Consider the following 21,850-nt stretch of genomic DNA (forward strand, 5'->3'; position numbering starts at 1 on the left):
AGCTACGTAATTAAGATACACAGACGTATTCAACTTCTTTAGCTAAATGTTGTGCCAATACCTTAACTGTGGGATATTCATACACCAACTCAAGAGAAAATCTACGTCCTAACCAAACTTCTATGGCGTATGTTAGACGTAATGCTTCTAGTGAAGTTATTCCGTAGTATTCAAAGGGCAGATGAATGTTAATTTCACTGTGATTAACTAGCAGCAGTTTAGAAAGATAAAAAACTAACCAGCCTTCAATAACTTCTTCTGTTTGAAACTGCTGTTGTAAAGGTCGTGCTTCAACATCACTCCGATACAAGAAGGTTTCTCTACTGTTACCAAGGTTTTGTATACACTCAAGTAGTGTATTATGACTACTTTTAAAAAACTGTAACAAGCTAGTATTTGTTAATTCTTTAGTGACATTTTGTAAGTTTTTCATACCTAAAATATCTCCTGTAATTAGTGGCACAAACGTTGATAAATGTTTGTTAGTAAGCTCTATCAGATTTATTCAATTCGCTTACTGTATAGACCAAAACTAAAGCAAAACTCATGATTGACAAGATAAAAATTTGACGCACACCAAAAATTTGCATGACGGTGGAAGAAAGTACAGGCCCAGCAGCACATCCAAAACCATAGACTGTTGTAAATAAGGCGCTTCCAGAAGATGATTCATTACGGGAAACTTTGTTGCCAATCATGGCGATCGCTAAGGGAAAAATAGGACTGATGCTAGCTCCAGAAATAAATGCCAAAACCTGAATAGTCATGGAGTTTGTAATTAATGAAAGAGACGAAAGAGAAAATATAATGATACAAACGGTTATCAAAAGAACCTTTAATTTATCGAAGCGGTCTGCTAAATGGGTAACAGGAAGGGTAGCCAGTAAACCTCCTAGTACAAATAAAACAAATGTAGACCCTATTTGTTCCACACCATAGTTTTGTTTTAGTAAATAAACTGGATATAAAGAAACCAGAGTAGCATCAACAAAACCATAAGCATAAGCGCTGTAAAGAGGAAGTTTCAACTTTCTAAAAAGCTCTATGCGTATAGAAGAGTGAAAAACAATAGACTTTTCAGGTAAGTTGAGCCAGACCACAATTAAGCCACTGAGAATTAAAAGACTACCTAAAGAAAAAGTTAATTGTGGAGAAAAGTTGTAGAGAGAAGAACCTATAACTGGTCCCATACCAAATCCAAAGGAAAAAGCTAAAGCATACAAGCCACTAGTAAGGCCTCGATTACTTTCATGACAAAAATAATTTAATGCTGTTTGCCCACAAACTAAATACAAACAACAACCAAAACCCATCACAGCCCGGATAACAAACCACAAAGATAATTGAGTTGTCATAGGAAATAAAGGAGCGCTACAACCCATCAGCATTAAACCTAATGTCATGGTTTTACGGAGTCCTATTTGGCGTAATATTCTTGCTACTAAAGGAGTTCCAATAAATATCATGAGAAAATATACTGTCGAGTTAGCACCTATCCATAACTCCTCAACTTGATTTTGAGCCATCAGTGTTGAAATAAAAGGATTAAACAGCCCTATAGATATACCCGATAAAAAAGCAATGACGTATAAAGCTGGTAGTCCATTAGAAAAGGCAGAGTTTGGTTTAGCGGAAGTTAAATTTTCCATTGTTTTTGTCTAATTAGGATTTTATCTTTTAGTGTCTTTGTGGTTTGATATTTTTTACCACGAAGACACGAAGACACAAAGATGAAAACAGTTAGTTTAAAGAAGGTGAGACGGAAAAATATTCATCAACTAGTTTCATCCGAGATGTATTTCTCCATTCTTTTGGAGGAAGCTGATGAATTTGTCGAAACAAGCGGATGAAATAACCTGCATCTACATATCCAACTTTTGTGGCGATTCGATTAACGGTTTCGTCGGTATTGAGTAGTAAATAACGCGCTTCTGTCATCCGGCGTTCAACAATCCAATCGTGTACTGATCGCTTGGTTTGGCGTTTAACTAAATTAGTTAAGTAAGCATGAGAGTAACCCACTGCTTGGGCAACATCAGAAAGATTAATTTGCTGATGATAATTCTCTTCAATATATTGAAAAACTTTACTCAGTCGGGAGCTAGTAGGATAGAAAGTTGTGGTGTCTATTGATTGTGATTTAGCTGATAGTTGCTGATTCACATACCATTGCTTCAAAGCAGTTTGTTTTTCTAATCGAGCCGCGATCGCTCCTAATAATTCTTCTACCGTACAAGGTTTAGTCAGATAATCATCAGCTCCTAAGTTCATACCTTTACGGAGTTCAGATTTGGTAAGTGTGACGGTGAGAAAAATAAACGGAATAATTGCTGTAACAGGATCTTGGCGTAGTGTGTTGAGAACGCCATAACCATCAAGTTCTGGCATCAGAATATCGCAAAGTACTAAATCAGGTAAACATTCCCGTGCGCGTTGAATACCAACAATGCCATTTTCAGCGCCAATAGTAGAGAAACCTTCAGATTTAAGGCAATTAACAAAAAGGTTGCGGGTTTTTGTTTCATCTTCAATTACTAAGATGTTTTTCATCGTTTTTCCTGCTAATGACTTATTACAGTGTTGAGAAATTAAAGCCATAATTTGTCTTTCTCCCAAAGCAGAATGTTGAGTTGAAATCTGTAATCACGAAAGATTTGTGGTCTAGCTTTTCTATTAGCGAACAAATAAAACAAATTTTTCTACTATGGAAAATTAAAGTCGCAGGAATCAAAATTACTAACGCGATCGCTCTTGATTAAACTTCAAGTTTGTAAATTTGTAGCAGTCAACAATAAATTTGCAAACATATCCAACACCTTTCAATGTTTTCTTTTCTCAACAGAGAGATAAAAAACCTGCAAAAGCCTATCTGCTACAGCAACTAAACTTATTCGTAACCCTTGTTATTGATAAGAATGCCAATTCTTGATGATTTTAACCAGCAAGTATCTAAAATTTAAGGATAAAGTTAGTGAAAAATCATCTCTTGACAACGGATAAGCTTGTCAGGAGTGCTTCATGTTGTGGTTGCAACGCTCCAGTCATAAACCAGAATAAATATAGTTGAATTACTTAAGTTGAAGATTACTAGAAATTGTTAACCTAAATTTTAACAAATCCCAATATTTTCTTAATCCTCATATAAATTCTTGAGGTTCGTTAACTGACTTCGGCTTGGCTGTTTTTTTGTGTTTCCCAATTCCACTAAATGGTAAGAGAAATTAGAACTGTGTAAAGACTTAAAGAATAAACTAATTATAATAGCGCCTTAATCAATTAAATATAGAGTCTTTATTGAGTACAAATAATAATTTTAGCTAAAGTACTTTTTCGTACATTAATCGACTGGTGCTAGTTGTTCATAGATGAGAACTATTTTTGAATAAAATTATGAAACTACCTGATGGGCCTAAGACTTCTCCCTTGTTGCAGTTACTACAGTGGTCAAATGACACACTAGGATATATGAAAGCTTCAACTCAGTCTTATGGTGACATATTCAGTGCTAGGCTTGGCTCAAACTCGAACTTAACGGTGTACGTTAGTAATCCCCAAGCAATTCAACAGATACTAGTTGGTGAGTCCAAAGAATTTGACAATACTGGTAATCAACTTTTCAAGCCAATTTTAGGAAAATATTCATTAACTACACTCACTGGTGAAAGCCATCGTCGTCATCGCCAATTAATCATGCCTTCATTTCATGGAGGACGTTTAAAAGCTTATGGAAATCAGATCTGTGACATCACTCAGCAGGTATTTAACCAATTAACTCCGGGGAAAACATTTTTGGCTCGTTCTGCTGTGCAAGAGATCTCAGAACAAGTCATCCTCAACGCTGTATTTGGTGTTAATAAAGGAGAGCGTTTACAAAAACTCAATCAACTTGTAAGTTCAATACTGGAATATGCTAAGTATCCATTTGTTTCCAGCTTATTCTTTTTACCTTTTTTGAGAAAAGATTTAGGTCGATGGAGTCCGTGGGGTTATGTTTGTCATTTGATGCGGCAAATTGACGAGCTTTTGTACAGTGAAATTCAAGAATGCCGCCAAAAATGTAACCCTGAAAGTACTGATATTCTCAGTTTACTCATGTCATCTCGCGATGAAAATGGGGAGCCAATGACTGATGAAGAATTACGCGATGAGTTACTAACATTAATGGTTGGTGGTAAAGATGGTATAGCATCAGCAATGGCTTGGTCATTGTACTGGGTTCATCACCTACCTCATATCCGTGAAAAGCTCATTGAAGAAATTGATACTCTAGGCTCTTCACCTGATCATGTTAGTATTGTGCGACTGCCATATCTCAATGCAGTTTATAAAGAAATTCTGCGGATTAGTCCCGTTGAAATCCAAGCTGAACCCCGGATTGTGAAATCGCCAGTTGAATTGTTAGGATACGAGTTGCCAATAGGTACAATATTAATTCCTTCTATTTATCTTGTTCATCAACGCCAAGATTTATACCCGGAACCTCAACAATTTAAGCCAGAGCGTTTTCTAGAAAAGCAGTTTCCCTATTATGAGTATCTACCTTATGGTGGTGGCGATCGCCGCTGTCCAGGTTCAGCATTTGCGGAATTTACCATGAAGTTGGTATTAGCAACAATTCTGTCACACTATCAACTAAAATTGGCTAATAACCGACCTGTACGCCCTGTTCTTAGCGGTTTAAACCTTGTGCCTGGTGATGGTGTGAAGATGGTTTTTTTAGGAACACGAACTAGTACCGCTACGCAAAAGTCAAAAGACTTATTGAGTGAAGTTGAGTAGGAGAAAACTTTTATTCTCTTAAATCATCCATCTCTAATAACTGAATTATCAGTGCATATAAAACAGAGCGCATTGTCACTCGTTTTTGTTTGCAGAGAGATTTAAACTGAGATTTTAGAGTTTTAGGAACGTATCCTTTTAGTTCTTCTAGTTCTTCTTGCGCTAAATTATCAGATAGTTGAGAAACAGGTGCATCTGTTTGTATCCATTGTCTAATTAAAGTTTCTAGCACCTCACTCATTTCTAAATTTTTTTGGACACAGAAAACTTTGAATTTAATTTTTAGAGATTTTGGTATAGTTCCCTTGACTACTTCAAATTCTCTGATTTCATTTTTAGCCACTGTCATACATACTTCTTTCTAAGTTCTGTTATTGTCAGTAAAACTTGATTTTGATTTTTGTTGCTGATAAAATTTTCATAATTAATCTGTTCAAATACAGGACTTACGCAAAATCATGATAAAACGAACCATATAGACGCGTCAGCGGCTTCCCGCAGGGTAGGACACAAAGGACACGAAGTTAAGAGGGTTTCACAGAGTTATTGCGTAAGTCCTAAAATAGTTAAGCATGATATTAAATATTATTTTTAGACTTAAAATCATGCTTTTTTTTAATTGATTGAGTTACTAGTTTTTAACCAGAAAATACTGAGTGCGACAACTAAAAAATATACAAAGTAATACTTCAATAGCTACGCTGATGAAATAAATTATCTCGTGGCAAAAAAAGTAACTCATTTAGCCATGTTAAAACATTGGATGTTTTTAACAACTGAATATCTTCAAGATAAGAATCAACTTTAGGCGATGTGCAAAAATAGGAAGTGACGGTGTAATCTTTGCTTTAGGGACTTCCAGAGAATAAATTATCCAATTTACTCAGATAATATTTGTTGTCTTCCCCCTGCTCCCTGCTCCCCTGCCTACCCCAGCGACGGGATATTTTTTAAGTTGGAAGTCCCTTATGTGTTATTGGTTAACTGTAGCGGCAGCATCTACGCCATTGGTCTTGATCTGACCATCTTCCATATAAACTATGCGATCGGCAATATCCAGAATCCGGTTGTCATGAGTAACAAGCAAAATTGTACAGCCTTGTTCTTTAGCTAGCCTCCGCATCAATTCCACGACATCGCGCCCAGATTTTTTATCGAGTGCAGCTGTAGGTTCGTCTGCCAAAATGATTTTAGGATGACTAACTAAGGCACGAGCGATCGCGACTCTTTGCTTTTGTCCTCCTGATAGGTTTTCTGGGTAATAATTTACACGCTGTCCTAAACCAACAGCTTCAAGCATAGCGATCGCTTGAGCATTGATATCCTGATTCAATAACTCTTCGTGTAACTCTAAAGACATGCGTACATTTTCTTTAGCTGACAAAAAAGTCATCAAATTATGTGCCTGAAAAATATAGCCAATCTGACAGCGTAGCTTAGTTAACAGTTGTTTGTTAGCTCCACAAATTTCCTGTCCTAAAATTTTCAAACTTCCTTCTTGAGCAGAACGCAATCCACCCATCAAAGTTAATAAAGTAGTTTTTCCTGAGCCAGAAGGGCCAGTCATAATCACAATATCGCCAGCGTTAATTGACAAGTTAATATCAAATAAAACTTGTTTACGCAGCGCACCTCCACCAAAGTAATGATTGAGATTGCGGACAGCAATCACTGGTTCTACAGCAGAAAGTTGGGAATTTAAAGTAACTGGTAAAGATTTTTGCAACATAATAGCAGTAGAAAACAACGAACAAAAAAACACCACTAACAACTGACCACTGACAACTAACAACTAACTAAAAAACATCAGCAGGGTCAGCAGAGCGTAATTTTCGCATGGCGATCGCCCCAGAAAAAGTACACATAATCACAGTCAAAATACAAACAGTGATCGCTCGTTCTAACTTCATGAAAATAGGCAGCATTGTGGCAGTATTGGCAACTTGATACAATCCAACCGAAAGTATAAATCCAGGTAAAAAACCCAAGATTGCTAAGAATAATGCTTCTTGAAGCAGGATTCCTAAAAGATAGCGATCGCTATAGCCCATTGCTTTAAGGGTGGCGTATTCTGGCAGGTGTTCGGAAACATCGGAATAAAGAATCTGGTAAACAATAACGATGCCGACAATAAACCCGACTGTTGTACCTAAACCGAAAATAAAACCAATAGCAGTACTACTTTCCCAGTATTTTTTTTCAATTTGGGCAAACTCTTCTGGAGTCAAGACTCTGACATCTTCAGGTAGCCCGTCGGACAGTTGCGATCGCACTGTTTCGAGAACCGCATTTGGTTTGAGCGTGATTAATCCAACTTCAATGCGATCGCGTTGATGCTCTGGGAATAACTGTAAAAAAGTGGAGTCACTAGCGATAACATTGCCATCGGCAGTAAAAGAAGCCCCATCAGTAAACAAAGCTTTAACGTCGATAGCTATACTATTCAATTCCGTCTCAAAGTTGCCTGTTTTATTAAAAATATCGCCAACTGCCCCATATTCCGGGCGGCCTGCTTGGTCAAACATCACCTGATATAACTGTTTAAGCTGATCTTGATTTTGTTGAATTTCTGGCGATTTAAAAACAGGTTGTGCCGGATCGACACCCCAAACCAAAATAGCGCGTTCCAGACGTGTTTGAGGATTTCGCCACTGTCCAGTGCCGATATAAACTGAATTTACTGATTGAACGCCCTCATAACCCAATACCTGATATAGTCGTTTTCTAGAAAAACTTTTTACCGAAGATAAAGTTTGAAATTGAGGACTAATCAAAACTAAATCTGCTTGTAAATTGCGGTGGGGTTTCGCCGCTGCATCAAACAGCGCACTTTCAAATCCCAACTGAATAAACATCAGCATATCGGCAAAGGTAATACCTGCAATTGCCACAGCCAGACGCGTTTTTTCTTTCATTAGCTGCCGCCATGCTAGCGGCGTTTTGCGAAAAAATCTCATAAGTAGTTACACAAAATTAAATTTATTGGTGTAAAGAGGGAACAGAAAAGAAGAGAAGTTAAGACTTTTCCCCATGCCCAATGCCCAATGCCCCATACCCATCTACAATTCAATTGCTGTCTGTACTTGCAAATTAGTAAAACCTGCAACTCGTTTACTATCTTCAGGAGTGAGACGAATTTTCACTTCCACGACTCGGCTATCTAGGTTTTCTCCTGGTTGATTGCTGAAAACGTTTTGTCGCTTTACTAGCAAGCCAATGTGATCAACGGTTCCTCGCAGTTCCCCCCCAAATGCTTGACTGGTAATTACGGCTTGCTGTCCCAGTTTCACTTTTCCAACGTCGGTTTGATAAACTTCTGCAACTGCCATCATTTGATCAGTTTGTGCTAAGTCGGCAATGCCAGCATCGCTAATTTTTTCTCCGATTCGTGTGTGAATTTTAATGATTTGACCCGTTATTGGTGCTTTGATATCAGCAGCGATTAACTCAGTTTGGGTACGTTTTAATGTGGCGATCGCATTTTCAACTTCTGTTCTTGCTGCTTGTACATCTACAGGACGAACTTCACTAATACTAGTCAGTGTGGCTTGGGCTTGGCTAACTTGTTTATTGCCAGTAGCTTGAGTACGGGCGAGTTCTGCTTTGGCTTCGGCTAGTTGTTTGCTAGCAGTGGTGTTAATACGCTTCTGAACTGCTTTGGCTTCATCTAATTGTTGTTTGGCAGTCTCTACAGTCAAACCTTTACTGTCATACAAAGAATTAGAAATTGCTCCTTGAGAATATAGCTGCTGATAACGTTGATATTCGGCTTCGGCATTTTTCAGTTCTGCTTCTAACTTTTTAATTGTTGCCCCTTGCGCTATTTTATCGCCTTGCCACTGTGCCTCTATGCGTGATATGGCTTCCTTTTGGGCTGTTTTGTCTCCTCGTGATTGTGCTTGGATGCGTTCAATATTTGCTTGCTGTGCCTGAATTTCTCCGGTTTTTGCCCCTGCTTCAACTTGAGCAAGTTTCGCTTGAGCAACTTTAATTTGTTGTTGGGCTTGGACTACAGCTGTTTGCAAGCGATCGCGTGAGTCTAAAATTGCTACAACTTGTCCGGCTTGGACGCGATCGCCTTCTTTGACTAAAATTTGGGCAACGCGATCGCCATCTAAAGCTAGGGGTGCAGATAAACTAATTACTTCTGCTTCTGGTTCTAGTCGTCCTAATGATGTGACTTTTGGTTTAGCAGGTGTAGTTGGTATTGGTTCGGATGAAGCTGTTTGCTCAACTTGCCCAAATTGAGAAACGCTATAAATAACAATTCCACCTGTCATTGCAGTTGCAGCAATTATTAATGCTAATAATCCTTTATTTGTTGGTTTTAGTAATAGCCTTTGACTCATTTATTTATCCTCTATCAAATTTTAAAGTGCTGTCTAAAGTCTAGAAACTGACAACTATTTTGGTAAAAATAACTGAATATCATCTTCTGCTAAATAGTTTAATTCTTCAGCATTCTGAGAATTTAGAACAGCATAGCGCCATGAGCCACGATGCTCTTTAGTTAAGTACTCAATTCCCACTATTAATCCTTGCTTAGTTTGCTGGCCTAGAGGAAATCGTGGGTATGCCCAATTTCGGGGGATAGTTATAGTTGGCTGCATAAAAAATCATCTTTGTTTTCAAAAAAAGGGAACAAGTCCTATTTTTTTGGATTTTTTAAAAATTGACCACATAACTTCGCAAAGATAACTAACAACTTAAGCTCTGCAAAATACTTTGTGAGCTTTTTTACATTAAGTATTTACATTTAAGCAAATTAACTGCTGAGTACAAAAATACCTATCAAAAGAGTATTTGTGTGTCTATACAGAGCAAAAAATATTTCGTAAATTGATAAGCAATTGAACAGCGCACTGCATTAAAGCTTCTTTTCTTCAATAAGATTTTGCAGGCGATCGCTACTCTTAAACAGAGTTCAACAGCAATTTTTCAAAGTAAACAACTTCCCAATTTTTGTAGATATCATGAAAACTATCACTCTTTCACGGGACTATTCTGTTTATACAGAAGAGCAGCATTTAGCTTGGAATAAATTATTTAATAGACAGCTAAATATTCTCCCAGGTAAAGCATGTAAAGAATTTATCGCCGGGATTGAAATGTTAAAAGAGCTAATTCAGCCTCTACCAAAACTAGAAATACTTTCAGTACGGCTGCAAGAATTTGTCGGCTGGAGACTTGTCCCTGTTGTGGGTATGATCGAAAGCCAAGAATATTACATGTATTTAGCAAACAAACAATTCCCTGTTGCGGTGAATATCAGAGACACCAACAATGATGGTTTTTCACCGCTTCCAGATGTTTGGCATGATATTTTTGGACATTTACCACTTTTAACATCTCCCTTATATAGCAATTTTGTGGAGGAGATAGCGAAACTTTGGTTGACAAAAAATAGAATACAAAAACAGCAAATTGCCAATATTTATTGGTACACTATAGAATCCGGTATTTGTCAAGAAAATGGGGAACGCAAAGTTTATGGTGCAAGTCAGTTATCAAGCTTTGATGAAATTCACTATGCTTTAAGCGATCGCGCTAAAGTTTACTCATTTGATTTACAAGCTTTAATTCATGCCAATATTAAATATGATGAATTTCAAAATAAACTGTTTGAAATACCTGCATTTGATTACTTAGAACAAATTTTAGATGAACTGAAATTTGTTTAGTTCAGTTTAACTAAAAAGCCTCATGTAGAGACGCGATTTATCGCGTCTCATAATCTTGATGTAGTTATGATTCATTAAAAAACTATGCTAATTACAGAAAATTTTGCTGTTTTTTTGGTTGCTACACTAACTTTGTGTGCTATTCCTGGCCCTGATATGTTGTATGTCATTGCACGCAGTATTGGACAAGGGCGCAAAGCCGGAATTGTTTCAGCTTTTGGTTTTAGCGTTGGGTTATTAGTACATACTTGTGGTGCTGCACTTGGTTTTTCAGCATTGCTAATGTCTTCACCTCTTGCTTACAGTATTGTGAAGTATGTAGGCGCTGCATACTTAATATTCTTAGGAATTAATATGCTTTTGAGCAAAAAAAGTATTAGCTCATTAGGAAAGCTAAAGCAAGCAAGTCTCAAACGGATTTTTAGCCAAGCCATTATTACAAACGTGCTGAACCCTAAAATAGCACTATTCTTTCTGGCTTTTCTACCTCAGTTTGTAAATATGTCAGAAGGTGCAGTCGGGTGGCAAATTCTAACTTTAGGCATCATTTTTAATATCATAGGTACTCTGTGGAACATAATTGTAGCCTTCATGGCTGGTTTTGCAGGTGATTGGCTGAAAAATCGCCCAAAATTCTCTCGTTTCCAACAATGGTTTACAGGTGGTATTTTAATTTCCCTCGGCGTTCATATTGCTCTGTCGCAAATCAGTTAGCCCAAACCATAAAACTTTGCTATGACTTACGCAATAACTCTCTGAAACTCCTATTTCTCTGTGTTCTCTGCGTCCTCTGCGGTTTATTTTCCCTTACTTGCGCGTAAGTCCTGTTTGCGCTCCTTTACGTTAAAAAACACTTTTTTGCCAGCCTTTATTACACACAATCAGTTGCTCACCTCAACTATGTTTTATTGCCCAGATAATCGCCTCAGATCGAGAACTTACTGCTAGTTTAGTGTATATACGGCTCATATAATTACGTACTGTCTGTTGAGCCAAGCTTAACTCAGCAGAAATGCGAGCATTATCCCAACCCTGTGCTATCATGCCAATGACTTGTTGCTCTCGCTTCGTTAGTGTAGCTTCAACATTTTCATTTTGCTCGTCTATTTTTTGTTGAATAAGTTTGTCGATAATTTTTTGACTGTACCACGTATTGCCTTTAACCACTGTACGAATAGCACTAATTAATGTTTGTGGTTCTTCAGATTTGAAAATACAGCCTTTTATCCCACCTATTTTTAAAATGGACAAGTCAAATTTATCAGAACTGGCTAATGCTAGCACTTGAGAATATGGACAAAATTTGCGTAAATCAACGATTGATTGAGGTAACGTTAAACTAGGTAAATCCAAATCAATAATTAATAGATCTGGCTGAAGTTTCAGATTTAATTCTGGAAGCTTAAAGGCATCATTTGTTTCACCTACTAAGATTAAATCTTCTTCGATATTGAGAGTCGCGCGAACTCCAACTCTTACCAACGAATTTTTTTCAGCAAGTAGTACTCGAATAATTTTGTACATCTGCAAGTTCCTATTTAGTATTTAATACCAATTCTTCATGAAGATGCACTAAATTTTTTAATTACGAACCACCAAAAGCGCCAAGGAAGAAAAGGATAATTATTAAGTGCAAGTTTATAAAGAATTGGTATTAAGTAAAAGAATTATTTTCCAGTCTCTATCTAAATTAGGTTGGTAATTAGCGTTACCCTGCTAGAACAGCGCTTAAGCTCAGGAATTTAGTCTTAACTACGAAAACCCAACTTGGCCTGTAAATAAAGATTTTGAGCATTTTCACCTAGACCAGTTATTTATGCCGTCTAGCACTAGACTTTAGAAGGAATAGTATCTAATAACAATAGAAAATCTTTAGATAAGTGAGAAATTATTTTGTTAATGCTTGATTGGAAGTGATAGTAAGATTTTGTATTCTAGATCACAAATATCCCACTTTTCGCCAGCTAACCTTAAGTTGATCCTTAAGTTTATGATCTTGAATCGACAAGATTTGATTAAGTGGCGAGACTAAATTACATCAACTAGAAATGCTTTTAAAACTAACTTGTTTAGTGATGAAATATCTAGTTGTTTTGTGAGATTTCGTTATCTTTTATATAGTTATGTTGCTGATTTGATGCAGAAAAATACCAAAAAGATAACGTTGTTTACAAAAAACGTCAGTTATTGTTATCTTTTAATCATACAGCAATCAATTCTTAACCTTGAAGTAAATTTTCGTTTATTAAAGAGTTTCTTTAGGTAGATGCAAAATATGAGTAGTAGACTATGATAAACGGAGAAGATTTTTGTATAGTTGTTTCTGTATAATCTAACCAAAATCATGGATGACTATAATAGCATTTAACGAATTGATACTAAGTCTAGCCTAAAAATAAGTTGCCGCCTTGATTCAGTTACTCTGTTTGTAATTTCAAGTTTTGACAGTACAACTTGGTGGTGAAAAAATTTTTCATCGATAGATAAAAACGAAAGACTCTAATGTGAATGGAATTTTGAAGTTGCAATTTCAAAGTATAAGAGTCGGACTAAAGTTCAGATTAGTTTTCTTTAAAAAAGGGCTTAGGCACTTTTTAATTTTCTCTGGAAAAGGACTTAGGCACTTTGTGTCATAACAACAATAATTTGAGCCATCTTACATAAAGGAATGATCCCTATGTCCTTACAACCTAATATGTGGCACTCCGCTATTAGTATGAGTTCAAATCACTCTTCTATTAATCCTTGTATGCCTCAATATTTAGAGCCAAAAACAAATATGTTAGTACTACCAAAAACGGATTTTATTTCCTTTCCATCTTCGCCTTCTTTAAATAAATCATCTATTGCAGATATCCAACCAAGTATGCTGTTGGATACATCTTCTGATAATAGTCAGCAATCAGAGTCTATCTCAGTTGCTTCTGCAATTGTAAAGATGTTAGAAGACTTGGGAGTGGAATATGCATTTGGAGTTTCCGGAGGTGCGATCGCTCCAATATGGCATACACTGCAACATAGTTCCATTAAATTACGCCACTTTCGTCACGAAGCCGGAGCCGCTTTTGCAGCCACAGAAGCGTATTTTGCCAGCGGTCGTCCCATCGTAGTATTTACCACAACAGGACCGGGGATCACAAACGCCTTAACAGGTTTATTTACTGCCCGTTGGGAAGATGCCAAAGTCATTTTTATCTCGGCTTCTACCTCAGCACCAAAGCGAGGACGGTGGGCGCTGCAAGAGACTAGTAATTACACTATGCCCAGTGCGGGAATTTTTACCTCAGAATCACTATTTCATTACGCAACAACTCTTGAATGTAGCGAGGAACTTCCAGAAGTCTCTCGACGGCTGGCGAAAGGTCTAGCTAAACCAAACGGCTTTGTCGCACACTTGAGCATACCTACTAACATCCAAGCAAATTTAGTTGAGACATCTTTGGCATCAGTCAATCTCTCTTGTACTCCTGCAACAGCCAGCGAAGAAGCGATTTCAGAATGTGCGCGGTTACTTACAGAAGGGTCGTTTGCTATCTGGGTGGGCTTTGGGGCGCGGTTTGCAGCTGCGGAAATTCGTAAGTTGGCTGAGAAAACAGGGGCAGCTGTGATGTGTTCGCCACGCGCTAAAGGTATTTTTCCTGAAGACCATCCTCAATTTGTCGGGATTACGGGCTTTGCTGGCCATGAGTCGGTTTTGAAATATATGGCAGAGTGTCGTCCTCTGCGGACGTTGGTACTGGGAACACGCCTTGGGGAATTTACCTCTTTTTGGAGTCCGGCAATGGTTCCATCACGAGGCTTTGTACATGTAGATATCGACCCAGAAGTTCCAGGAACTGCGTATCCATCTGCCGAGACAGTAGCAATTCAGTCTGACGTGAAAATATTTGTCAAGTCTCTGCTCAAGCGCTTTCCTAAGCGGCAAAATAAATCAAAAATCCAGTCTCTGCCCAGACCTGAACGTAGTGCGATTAATCCTAGTCAAGATAGTCCAGTGCGACCAGAAGTACTGATGAATCTCATGCAACGAGTCATCGTGGAAGGTAGCGATGCAATTGTGATGGCTGAAGGAGGCAATTCATTTGCTTGGGCAATCAACTTACTGCGATTTAATAAACCAAATCGTTTTCGAGTCAGTACTGGGTTCGGGGCGATGGGTCATTTTGTGACTAGCGTCGTGGGTGCAGCTTTAACACATCACGATAAAGCTGTGGCGATTGTCGGCGATGGCGCAATGCTGATGAACAACGAAGTCAGCACCGCTGTTAGCTATCGCATTCCTGCCGTTTGGATTGTACTCAACGATGGACGCTACAACATGTGCGACCAGGGTTCAAAAATGCAAGGTTACAAGGATATGGATGTGTATATCCCCCAAGCCGATTTCGTCATGCTTGCTCGCAGTATGGGAGCCGATGGTATCCGTGTAGAAAAAGAGTCTGACATCCAAGCAGCTTTAGAAATGGCCATGGTTTCGACTAGTCCATTTGTTGTTGATATACTCATCGACCCAACTCGAATTGCCCCAATTGGCACTCGGATTTTTAGTTTGATTTCACAAGGCGCTAAAAATTAAAGGAGATTTTGATTATGCATTATCCAGTAGGTGTGCGATCGCTAGCAATGGCTTTACCGAGTATCAAACGTTCAAACGATTATTACAGAGAAAAATATCCGGAATTAATTGCTCAGTCCGAACAAAGAAGTTTAGCTAGGTTATTTTCGGTTAATAACTCTACCCCCAACAACGAGTTTGACTTCAAGATGTTGCCTTATTTGCAAGACCCCTTTCGTGGCACTGTTAATCGGTGGGTACTTGCTCCAGATGAATCCTCGCTGATGTTACAAGAACGTGCGGCTCGTCAGGCTTTGGATGCAGCAAATCTGACTTTTTCAGAAGTTGATTTAATGCTTGTAGCTTCGATTTGGCCAGAACACATTGGATTTGGTGATGCTGCTTTTTTGTCTCGTCAATTGAACTTACAAGGTGCAGCCTGGAATATCGATGCTGCCTGTGGAGTTACCCCAGTGGCGTTGCAAACTGCCTGTGCTTTGGTGCGATCGCAAGAGTACCGTAATGTGTTAGTGGTAATTTCATGCTCATACTCTCGCTTTTTTGCTGAAGATGATACCCTCTCATGGTTTATGAGTGATGGTGTGGGAGCTTTTGTAGTTGGTTCTCTTGCACCTAATCAAGGTATTCTTGGTACTAAGACCATTCATACTGCTGCTTTATGTGACATTTTCTTTGCTAAACTCACTGAGGATGAACAAGGCAATCCCCAGGTGCAGATGCGGATGGATAAAATCGCTAATAGGGCAATTCGTGAAACGGCTGTGGATCAATTGCGGACATGTTGTGAAGGTGCAGTCGCCGCCGCTGGTGTCATTTTAGACCAAGTTGACTTTTTTATTTTTAATACATCCACAGCTTGGGGCGCACAATTCTGCGCCCAAGTATTGGGCATTGACATAGAGCGTACAATCAATCTTTATTCTCATTATGCAAACATTGGGCCAGTAATTACGGTAGCTAATCTTTACTATGCTGCCCAGTTGAATAAAATTCACGAAAATGATTTAGTTCTCATCTATGGTTTGGGTGCAGCAGGTGTTGCTTCTGCAAGTGTAATGCGTTGGGGCGATGTGGCGCTCGGTACTGTTCCACATTTGGGTGAACTTGACTCGTTATTGACAAGTTCTTCAGACCAGAGTTTCGCTGTTTGTTAAGTAGACCTCTTACATGAATAATTTTTTTCTCACGCAGAGGCGCAGCGAAAAGTTGTAAGGAAGGTTTCCAACGCCAGTTGCTCATGGGGAGCCACTGCGTTGCGGGGGTTCCCCCCGTTGAAGCAAGTGGCGTGGAAACCCCCAAGACCGCACTGGCTCCTCCGTAACAAACTTTTCAAGACAGAGACGCAGAGAAGATAAGGAGTTTGAGATTCTAATAAATTAAATTTCATCCCATAAGTATGCAAAAACAAATTCTGTCGGTAGGATTTTTCCTATTATCTTTGGTGTTGCCGCTGAAAGTATCGGCACAGAATTATGACGAGATTTATGTTTTTGGCGATAGCTTTTCTGATACAGGTAACGTATTCAACTTTACGTCCGGCGCTATTCCTCCTAGCCCTTACTTCAATGGACGTTTTTCTAATGGCCCGGTTTGGGTAGAATATTTAGCCTCAAAGTTGAAATTAACTTTCAATCCCAATACCAACTTCGCTTTTAGTGGTGCTACTACTGGATTCGATAATATCGGACTCTCTATTTTGCCAGGATTGCAGCAACAGATAAGTAGTTTTACGACAGCTATTCACTCTGCTAATCCCAACGCCCTTTATGTGGTGTGGGCTGGTACTAATGATTACCTTGATTATTTTTTGGGTAACATTCCTAATCCCACTAAGTCAGTCGCAAATTTATCAGCAGCCGTAAATTCTCTTGCTGCTGTTGGAGCTGAAGATATTATGGTGGTTAATCTACCCGATTTGGGGAAGTTTCCGGTTACTGGGGGCGATAGTCGCAGTGACAACGAACTTAGTAGTTTGATTAGCGCCCATAATTCTAACTTGGCTGCGTCTGTTGACTTTTTGAGCCAGCAACTCAGTCCTGATATCAACATTATTCCTGTTGATGTTAATTACTTATTTAATCAGGCGATCGCCAATCCCAACAAATTTGGTTTTACTAATGTCACCGACTCTTGTATCGGAGACTCGCCAATAGTACCTATCGAGATTTTCCCACAACCAGTTGTATGTATCCCAGACAAATTTTTGTTTTGGGACGAAGTTCACCCAACAACCGCCATGCATCAGCTAATCGGAGAATTAGCATTTTCAGCACTTTTAAAAGCATCTGTTCCTGAACCTTCTGTTGTATTGGCAGTGTTGATGTTTGCTTTAAGTGCATTATCGCTAAAGAAACGCTTTCACCTAATGAATTGCAGTCAAAAAATTGTAACCCGATAAGGAAAATTGAAATGAACCAACATACTTCTGTAGCAATTCCCAAGCCAAAAACAGATGAGCGACTACTTTGGGATCTTATTTCTGGCAATATAGGATTTGGTACATTTCTTGTGGCTTATGATCTGAAGCTTTTTCCATTTTTAGCCGAAAAACCACGGACTCTTACAGAAGTTTGTGAAATGCTAAAAATTCATCAACGTCCGGCTAAAGCTCTCTTATCAATGAATGCATCTCTAGGACTTTTGCAAGTCAAAGATGACTGTTATTCACTTACCTTGTTTGCGGAAGATTATCTTCTCGAAAGCAGTTCAACTTATTTAGGCGATTTCTTAGATTTGACAGTTGCTACCGCCTCTATGTATTCCTTTGAGAACATCAAAAAAGCAGTACTTTCTAATTCCTCACAAATTTACTCTGGTGAAAAACTTTTTCAAACCCATGAAAAACAAGCTGATTTAGCGCGGACTTTTACTAATGCCATACATAGTCGTAATCTAGGAGCAGCCCAAGCTTGGCCAGAACTTATTGATTTATCAGCACACAAACTTTTGTTAGATATTGGCGGAGGTTCGGGTGTTCATGCTATTCACGCCACATTGAAATGGTCAAACTTACAAGCTTTGATTATTGATCTTGCTCCTATATGTGAAGTAGCGCAAGAGTTTGTGGAACGCTACAGCTTACAAAGTCGCATTAAAACTCAGGTAAGTGATATGTGGAGTCAGCCTTTTCCGAAAGCAGATATTCACTTTTATTCTGATATTTATCATGATTGGCCACTAGAAAAAGGTCACTTTCTCGCTCAAAAAAGCTTTGACAGCTTAGAAAAAGGAGGTCGCATTATCATTCATGAGATGCTTTACAATGACCAAAAAATTAATTCTGCTGTTGCTGCCTATGATATTGCCATGCTCTTGTGGACAGAGGGTCAGCAGTATTCAGCTGATGAGTTATCAACAATGCTGATGGATGTAGGTTTCATAAATGTTGAAGTTAAGCCGACTTTCGGATATTGGAGTATTGTGACTGGCTACAAATCATAATATTGCCAGAAGATATTACAGTGTATTGGGATCAATTCCTTGTTGCTGTAATCTGGCTAAAAGTTCCTGAAGTTGTTGCTGAGTTTGTTCTAGTTGTTGTTGCTGTTGCGCGTTTACTTCTTCTGGAGTTTGGTATCTGTTACTATTTTCGTCATACCAAAACAGCCATTCTCGTATTCTTCTTTGATAAGTACCCTGTTCTCGTCCAATACCTAATCCAATTTCTGGCATCCAGATTTTATCCCCAGGTTGTAAAACGTATTTACCTTCAACTAAGCGATAAACTTCTAAACGCTGACGCTTACGACGTAACCGCGTTGGAGCATAAATTACATAGTACAAAATGCCTAATTGGGCATAATCTACTTTTTTTTGTTCGTATTCGCCGTTGTAAGTTGGAGAGACAACTTCTAAAGCTAAAATTGGTGGAATGCCTTCTTCTTCCCACAAAACGTAACTAGAACGTCCATTTTCTCCAACAAAACGTTCTACACCTAAACTCAAGAAACCATCAGGAACTATGGCAGGTTTACTAGGTGCATAATAAATTCCCATATTAATGCCAAAAAACCAATCTTCGCGGTTTTGCCAAATTGAGGCTAATATGGCTAACAACAAATTGGGAATTAATATTTGCAGTTCGTTATCCACAGGAGTATCATCTGAATCTGGCAATTCTGCTGATGAAGGTAGGCAGTCTAATGGATTGTAGTTGAACATAATCATGTTAACGGTTGACTGATGACAGTTAACTGTGGGGAATCCTAAATAGGTAAGATACAAATTAATCTAACTCTCGTCGTCCTTCTAACGCTCTTGCTAGTGTTACCTCGTCTGCATACTCTAAATCCCCACCTACGGGTAGACCAAAAGCAATCCGCGTCACCTTGGTAAATGGCTTCAACAGCTGACCAACATATAAAGTTGTTGTCTCGCCTTCTACACTCGGACTAATTGCTAAAATTACTTCTTGGGGTTGTTGCTGGCTAACTCGTCGTACTAAAGCTTGAATAGTCAACTGTTCTGGGCCAATACCATCCATCGGAGAAATTACTCCACCCAAGACATGATATTTGCCTTTGAACTCGCGAGTTTTTTCTAACGCAATCACATCACGAGAATCTACTACCACACAGATAGTCTGATTTTCACGGTTGGGATTGCGGCAGATTTCACAAATCGGGTCAGCGGATAAATGGAAGCAAACAGAACACAAACCTACTTGTTTTTTTGCTTGTATGAGGGCTTGTGCCAAAGCCTCTACTTCTGACTCTGGTCGTTTTAAGATATGTAAAGCTAACCGTTGGGCTGACTTGGGGCCAACTCCTGGTAGGCGTTGCAACTGCTCAATTAACCGTGCTAAAGGACGTGCGTAAACCGTTGTCTTGTCTCCAAAAGGTTATGGATATCATTCACTATGATGACATCTTTTTGGCTAATCCTCATCTGAAATACGAATTTCGTGTGAGTATGCCTCTCGATATAGTCATACCTGGATATGCTTAACCACCATCTCAGTAATTAGATGCTTGTTCGAGATTTATCTGAATGTTTTAATGTTATTAAAGAATTTTTAATTCAATACGAGTGCGTAAGTCCTATAGATAACTCAGTAACTTTTGTAAGTTAATAATTTTTAGCTAATTGGCAACTGTAAAATGATGGAAAACACAGAAAATACATTATTTGATAAAATCTTTCGTGATAGCGATGGCAAAATTGTTATAGCACAGATGCCCAACCCACCGCTTATTCTTTGGATAGTAGCTAGTTTACTAACTTTAGTTTTTACAAGCGGCAAAATCAATGTAGTGTTAGATGTACTGGCAAATGGCTCTTTATTTACTTGGGCTTGGCTGGAGTTATTTCAAGGTGTTAACTATTTTCGCAGAGCGCTAGGCCTTGCCGTATTTATTGGTATTTTTATATTCAAAATTCAGTAGTATGAAAGCTCTGTGTGATTATTGAAATTAAAGGCGATCGCTTGATGAGATAATGTACAAGCGATCGCTAATGGCAAAATCTGTTAGTTAAGTTTGGGTATTACTGTTAATTTGATTCCAGGCATTGATTACTTTGAGTAAATTTTGCGGGAGGTCATTGCGCGAAATATCGTTGTACTGAACCGTACCCTGACGACTGGTAAGGGTATAGGTGATATAATCGGCTGCACCATTAGGTGCTGGGTAATTCAAATTTTTGTAGTTACTAAATCTATAACGTTGTAACAATCTCTGAAATTGTTCTACTTGTTGCACAGAAATACGGCGTACACTACGCTCAGAATCATTAGCATCACCAATTCGCACGCGAATTAAACCCCCATCTTTAAGTAAAACAGTTTCGTAGGTTCTGCCAGCAAACCCACCACTAGAGATTTGCCGAAATACCACATTTTGATCTAAAGGTGGTGGTAATTCACTTGTAGGAATTGGTACAGGTTTAACTTTATCATCATCAGTATTTTCACTAGCCTTTTCATTTAACCTAATCACAGAACCTGTTTGATTAGTGTGATAAACCAATGTTTGATTAACTGCACTAACAACTACCCGCCAGCCAGGTGTCAAAGCAGCGAGGCATAATTCATCTATACCTCCCAACTCTAAGCAGCCGTCTCGCCATGTCTTCTGTTGAGCCTGAGTGATGTTGAGCCGAGAAACTGGTTGTTGCAAACGTCCAGATGCAGCTTGCAAAACGGCATTTTTTACAGATGTCGGTAAGTTAACTGAGGGAGTCTGTGCTGTAGCCAAGCGCAAGAAACGTCCATTGCTATTGGTGTGATAAACCCAGTTTTGTTGACCATTCGACACTACAACCCGCCAACCAGGAACTAGTGCTTGGGTGCAAAGTTCATCAGGCTGAGGTAATTCTAAGCAACCATTACGCCAAGTCTGTTGACTATAGTCAACTATTTTGAGTTCTTTGGTTGAAATTCTTTCTCTACGAGCTAAGTCTCGCAGTACCGCATTAACTACCTGATTTGGTAGGCGATTGGTTTTAATTTTTCCTTTAAGAACTTCACTTGTTGTCTGTGTTGGCTGATTTGCAGTAGCCGCCATAGCATTTTTAATCAGGGTTCCACCACTACTAACAGATAAAATGCCAGTCAAAATCAAAGCGGTGAAAATTCGGGCTTGGTTTGTGGTACAATAATTTTTCAACATAGTCTTCATAGTTAAGAAGCTAATATTAGTAACTAACTCAGTGTTTAAAAAACTAAACACTAACATCTAGCAATTAAGCACAAGATACTACATTATCCCAAGACTAAATTAGTTGGGATTAACTATAAAATACGCGTCATTTTGTGCAGATGTGATGATAGACGCTGGTGTACTGATTTTTTGTTCCTTGAGATTTTACGATCGCT

General features: G+C 38.6%; 20 protein-coding genes and 1 pseudogene. 9 read left to right on the forward strand and 12 right to left on the reverse strand.

The genetic code is table 11. The features are described from left to right. Positions 1-10: 10 nt before the first annotated feature. From QI031_RS01450 to QI031_RS01460, 3 genes are all read right to left on the reverse strand, one after another. Positions 11-433 (reverse strand): acyl carrier protein, encoded by a 423-nt coding sequence (locus QI031_RS01450; RefSeq protein ID WP_281483464.1) that lies wholly within the window; start codon positions 431-433, stop codon positions 11-13. Positions 434-482: 49 nt separating this feature from the next. Further along, positions 483-1,649 (reverse strand): MFS transporter, encoded by a 1,167-nt coding sequence (locus QI031_RS01455; RefSeq protein WP_281483465.1) that lies wholly within the window; start codon positions 1,647-1,649, stop codon positions 483-485. Between the two features lie 91 nt (positions 1,650-1,740). Continuing rightward, positions 1,741-2,598, reverse strand: coding sequence for a response regulator transcription factor (locus tag QI031_RS01460; RefSeq protein ID WP_343217834.1), 858 nt, complete (start codon positions 2,596-2,598; stop codon positions 1,741-1,743). A gap of 32 nt (positions 2,599-2,630) precedes the next feature. On the opposite strand from QI031_RS01460, the gene QI031_RS01465 reads away from it, so the two are divergent. Together QI031_RS01465 and QI031_RS01470 are read left to right on the forward strand one after the other, a co-directional pair. Continuing rightward, entirely contained in the window at positions 2,631-2,759 is a 129-nt protein-coding gene (locus QI031_RS01465; RefSeq protein ID WP_281483466.1) for a hypothetical protein, read from the forward strand. A 631-nt stretch (positions 2,760-3,390) separates the two neighbouring features. Further along, positions 3,391-4,779 carry a cytochrome P450 gene (locus tag QI031_RS01470; RefSeq protein WP_281483467.1) on the forward strand — a complete coding sequence of 463 codons (1,389 nt, stop codon included), beginning with the start codon at positions 3,391-3,393 and terminating at the stop codon, positions 4,777-4,779. 10 nt (positions 4,780-4,789) lie between these two features. On the opposite strand, the gene QI031_RS01475 is transcribed toward QI031_RS01470, so the two are convergent. The 5 genes from QI031_RS01475 to QI031_RS01495 all read right to left on the reverse strand — a co-directional run bounded on the left by QI031_RS01475 (position 4,790) and on the right by QI031_RS01495 (position 9,389). Continuing rightward, positions 4,790-5,128, reverse strand: a complete 339-nt coding sequence (locus QI031_RS01475) for a hypothetical protein (RefSeq protein WP_281483468.1) — start codon at positions 5,126-5,128, stop codon at positions 4,790-4,792. A gap of 624 nt (positions 5,129-5,752) precedes the next feature. Beyond that, positions 5,753-6,508, reverse strand: a complete 756-nt coding sequence (locus QI031_RS01480) for a DevA family ABC transporter ATP-binding protein (protein ID WP_281483469.1) — start codon at positions 6,506-6,508, stop codon at positions 5,753-5,755. A gap of 67 nt (positions 6,509-6,575) precedes the next feature. Beyond that, positions 6,576-7,736: an ABC transporter permease DevC gene (gene devC / locus QI031_RS01485; protein ID WP_281483470.1), complete on the reverse strand. Its 1,161-nt coding sequence runs from the start codon at positions 7,734-7,736 to the stop codon at positions 6,576-6,578. A gap of 102 nt (positions 7,737-7,838) precedes the next feature. Further along, a complete protein-coding gene (locus QI031_RS01490; protein WP_281483471.1) occupies positions 7,839-9,128 on the reverse strand; it encodes an ABC exporter membrane fusion protein in 1,290 nt (429 codons plus the stop codon). A 54-nt stretch (positions 9,129-9,182) separates the two neighbouring features. Next, a complete protein-coding gene (locus tag QI031_RS01495) occupies positions 9,183-9,389 on the reverse strand; it encodes a hypothetical protein (RefSeq protein WP_281483472.1) in 207 nt (68 codons plus the stop codon). Positions 9,390-9,752: 363 nt separating this feature from the next. Between QI031_RS01495 and QI031_RS01500 the strand changes: the two genes are divergently transcribed. Further along, a complete protein-coding gene (locus QI031_RS01500; protein ID WP_281483473.1) occupies positions 9,753-10,460 on the forward strand; it encodes a hypothetical protein in 708 nt (235 codons plus the stop codon). An 84-nt stretch (positions 10,461-10,544) separates the two neighbouring features. Continuing rightward, positions 10,545-11,174, forward strand: coding sequence for a LysE family translocator (locus tag QI031_RS01505; protein ID WP_281483474.1), 630 nt, complete (start codon positions 10,545-10,547; stop codon positions 11,172-11,174). A gap of 180 nt (positions 11,175-11,354) precedes the next feature. Here the strand turns inward: QI031_RS01505 and QI031_RS01510 are convergent, their stop codons facing one another. Then, complete coding sequence (locus QI031_RS01510; protein WP_281483475.1) at positions 11,355-11,984, reverse strand: response regulator transcription factor; 630 nt, start codon at positions 11,982-11,984, stop codon at positions 11,355-11,357. Positions 11,985-13,239: 1,255 nt separating this feature from the next. Here QI031_RS01510 and QI031_RS01515 point away from each other — a divergent pair. From QI031_RS01515 to QI031_RS01530, 4 genes are all read left to right on the forward strand, one after another. Further along, positions 13,240-15,036, forward strand: coding sequence for a ScyA-related TPP-binding enzyme (locus QI031_RS01515; RefSeq protein ID WP_425526051.1), 1,797 nt, complete (start codon positions 13,240-13,242; stop codon positions 15,034-15,036). A 14-nt stretch (positions 15,037-15,050) separates the two neighbouring features. Then, the gene (locus QI031_RS01520) at positions 15,051-16,190 is read left to right on the forward strand and encodes a 3-oxoacyl-ACP synthase III family protein (RefSeq protein ID WP_281483476.1); all 1,140 of its coding nucleotides are present in this window, start codon (positions 15,051-15,053) and stop codon (positions 16,188-16,190) included. 242 nt (positions 16,191-16,432) lie between these two features. After that, entirely contained in the window at positions 16,433-17,434 is a 1,002-nt protein-coding gene (locus QI031_RS01525; RefSeq protein WP_281483477.1) for an SGNH/GDSL hydrolase family protein, read from the forward strand. An 11-nt stretch (positions 17,435-17,445) separates the two neighbouring features. After that, positions 17,446-18,477 (forward strand): methyltransferase, encoded by a 1,032-nt coding sequence (locus QI031_RS01530; RefSeq protein WP_281483478.1) that lies wholly within the window; start codon positions 17,446-17,448, stop codon positions 18,475-18,477. Between the two features lie 15 nt (positions 18,478-18,492). Here QI031_RS01530 and QI031_RS01535 read toward each other — a convergent pair whose 3' ends face one another. Beyond that, complete coding sequence (locus QI031_RS01535; RefSeq protein ID WP_281483479.1) at positions 18,493-19,197, reverse strand: Uma2 family endonuclease; 705 nt, start codon at positions 19,195-19,197, stop codon at positions 18,493-18,495. Between the two features lie 64 nt (positions 19,198-19,261). Continuing rightward, positions 19,262-19,858, reverse strand: a pseudogene (gene recR / locus QI031_RS01540) (recombination mediator RecR); the annotation flags it as partial. Between the two features lie 280 nt (positions 19,859-20,138). Between recR and QI031_RS01545 the strand changes: the two are divergent. Continuing rightward, positions 20,139-20,420: a hypothetical protein gene (locus tag QI031_RS01545; protein ID WP_281486181.1), complete on the forward strand. Its 282-nt coding sequence runs from the start codon at positions 20,139-20,141 to the stop codon at positions 20,418-20,420. Positions 20,421-20,507: 87 nt separating this feature from the next. On the opposite strand, the gene QI031_RS01550 is transcribed toward QI031_RS01545, so the two are convergent. Next, complete coding sequence (locus tag QI031_RS01550) at positions 20,508-21,653, reverse strand: hypothetical protein (RefSeq protein ID WP_281483481.1); 1,146 nt, start codon at positions 21,651-21,653, stop codon at positions 20,508-20,510. Positions 21,654-21,850 lie beyond the last annotated feature (197 nt).

Source organism: Halotia branconii CENA392, assembly GCF_029953635.1.
Taxonomy (GTDB): Bacteria; Cyanobacteriota; Cyanobacteriia; order Cyanobacteriales; family Nostocaceae; genus Halotia; species Halotia branconii.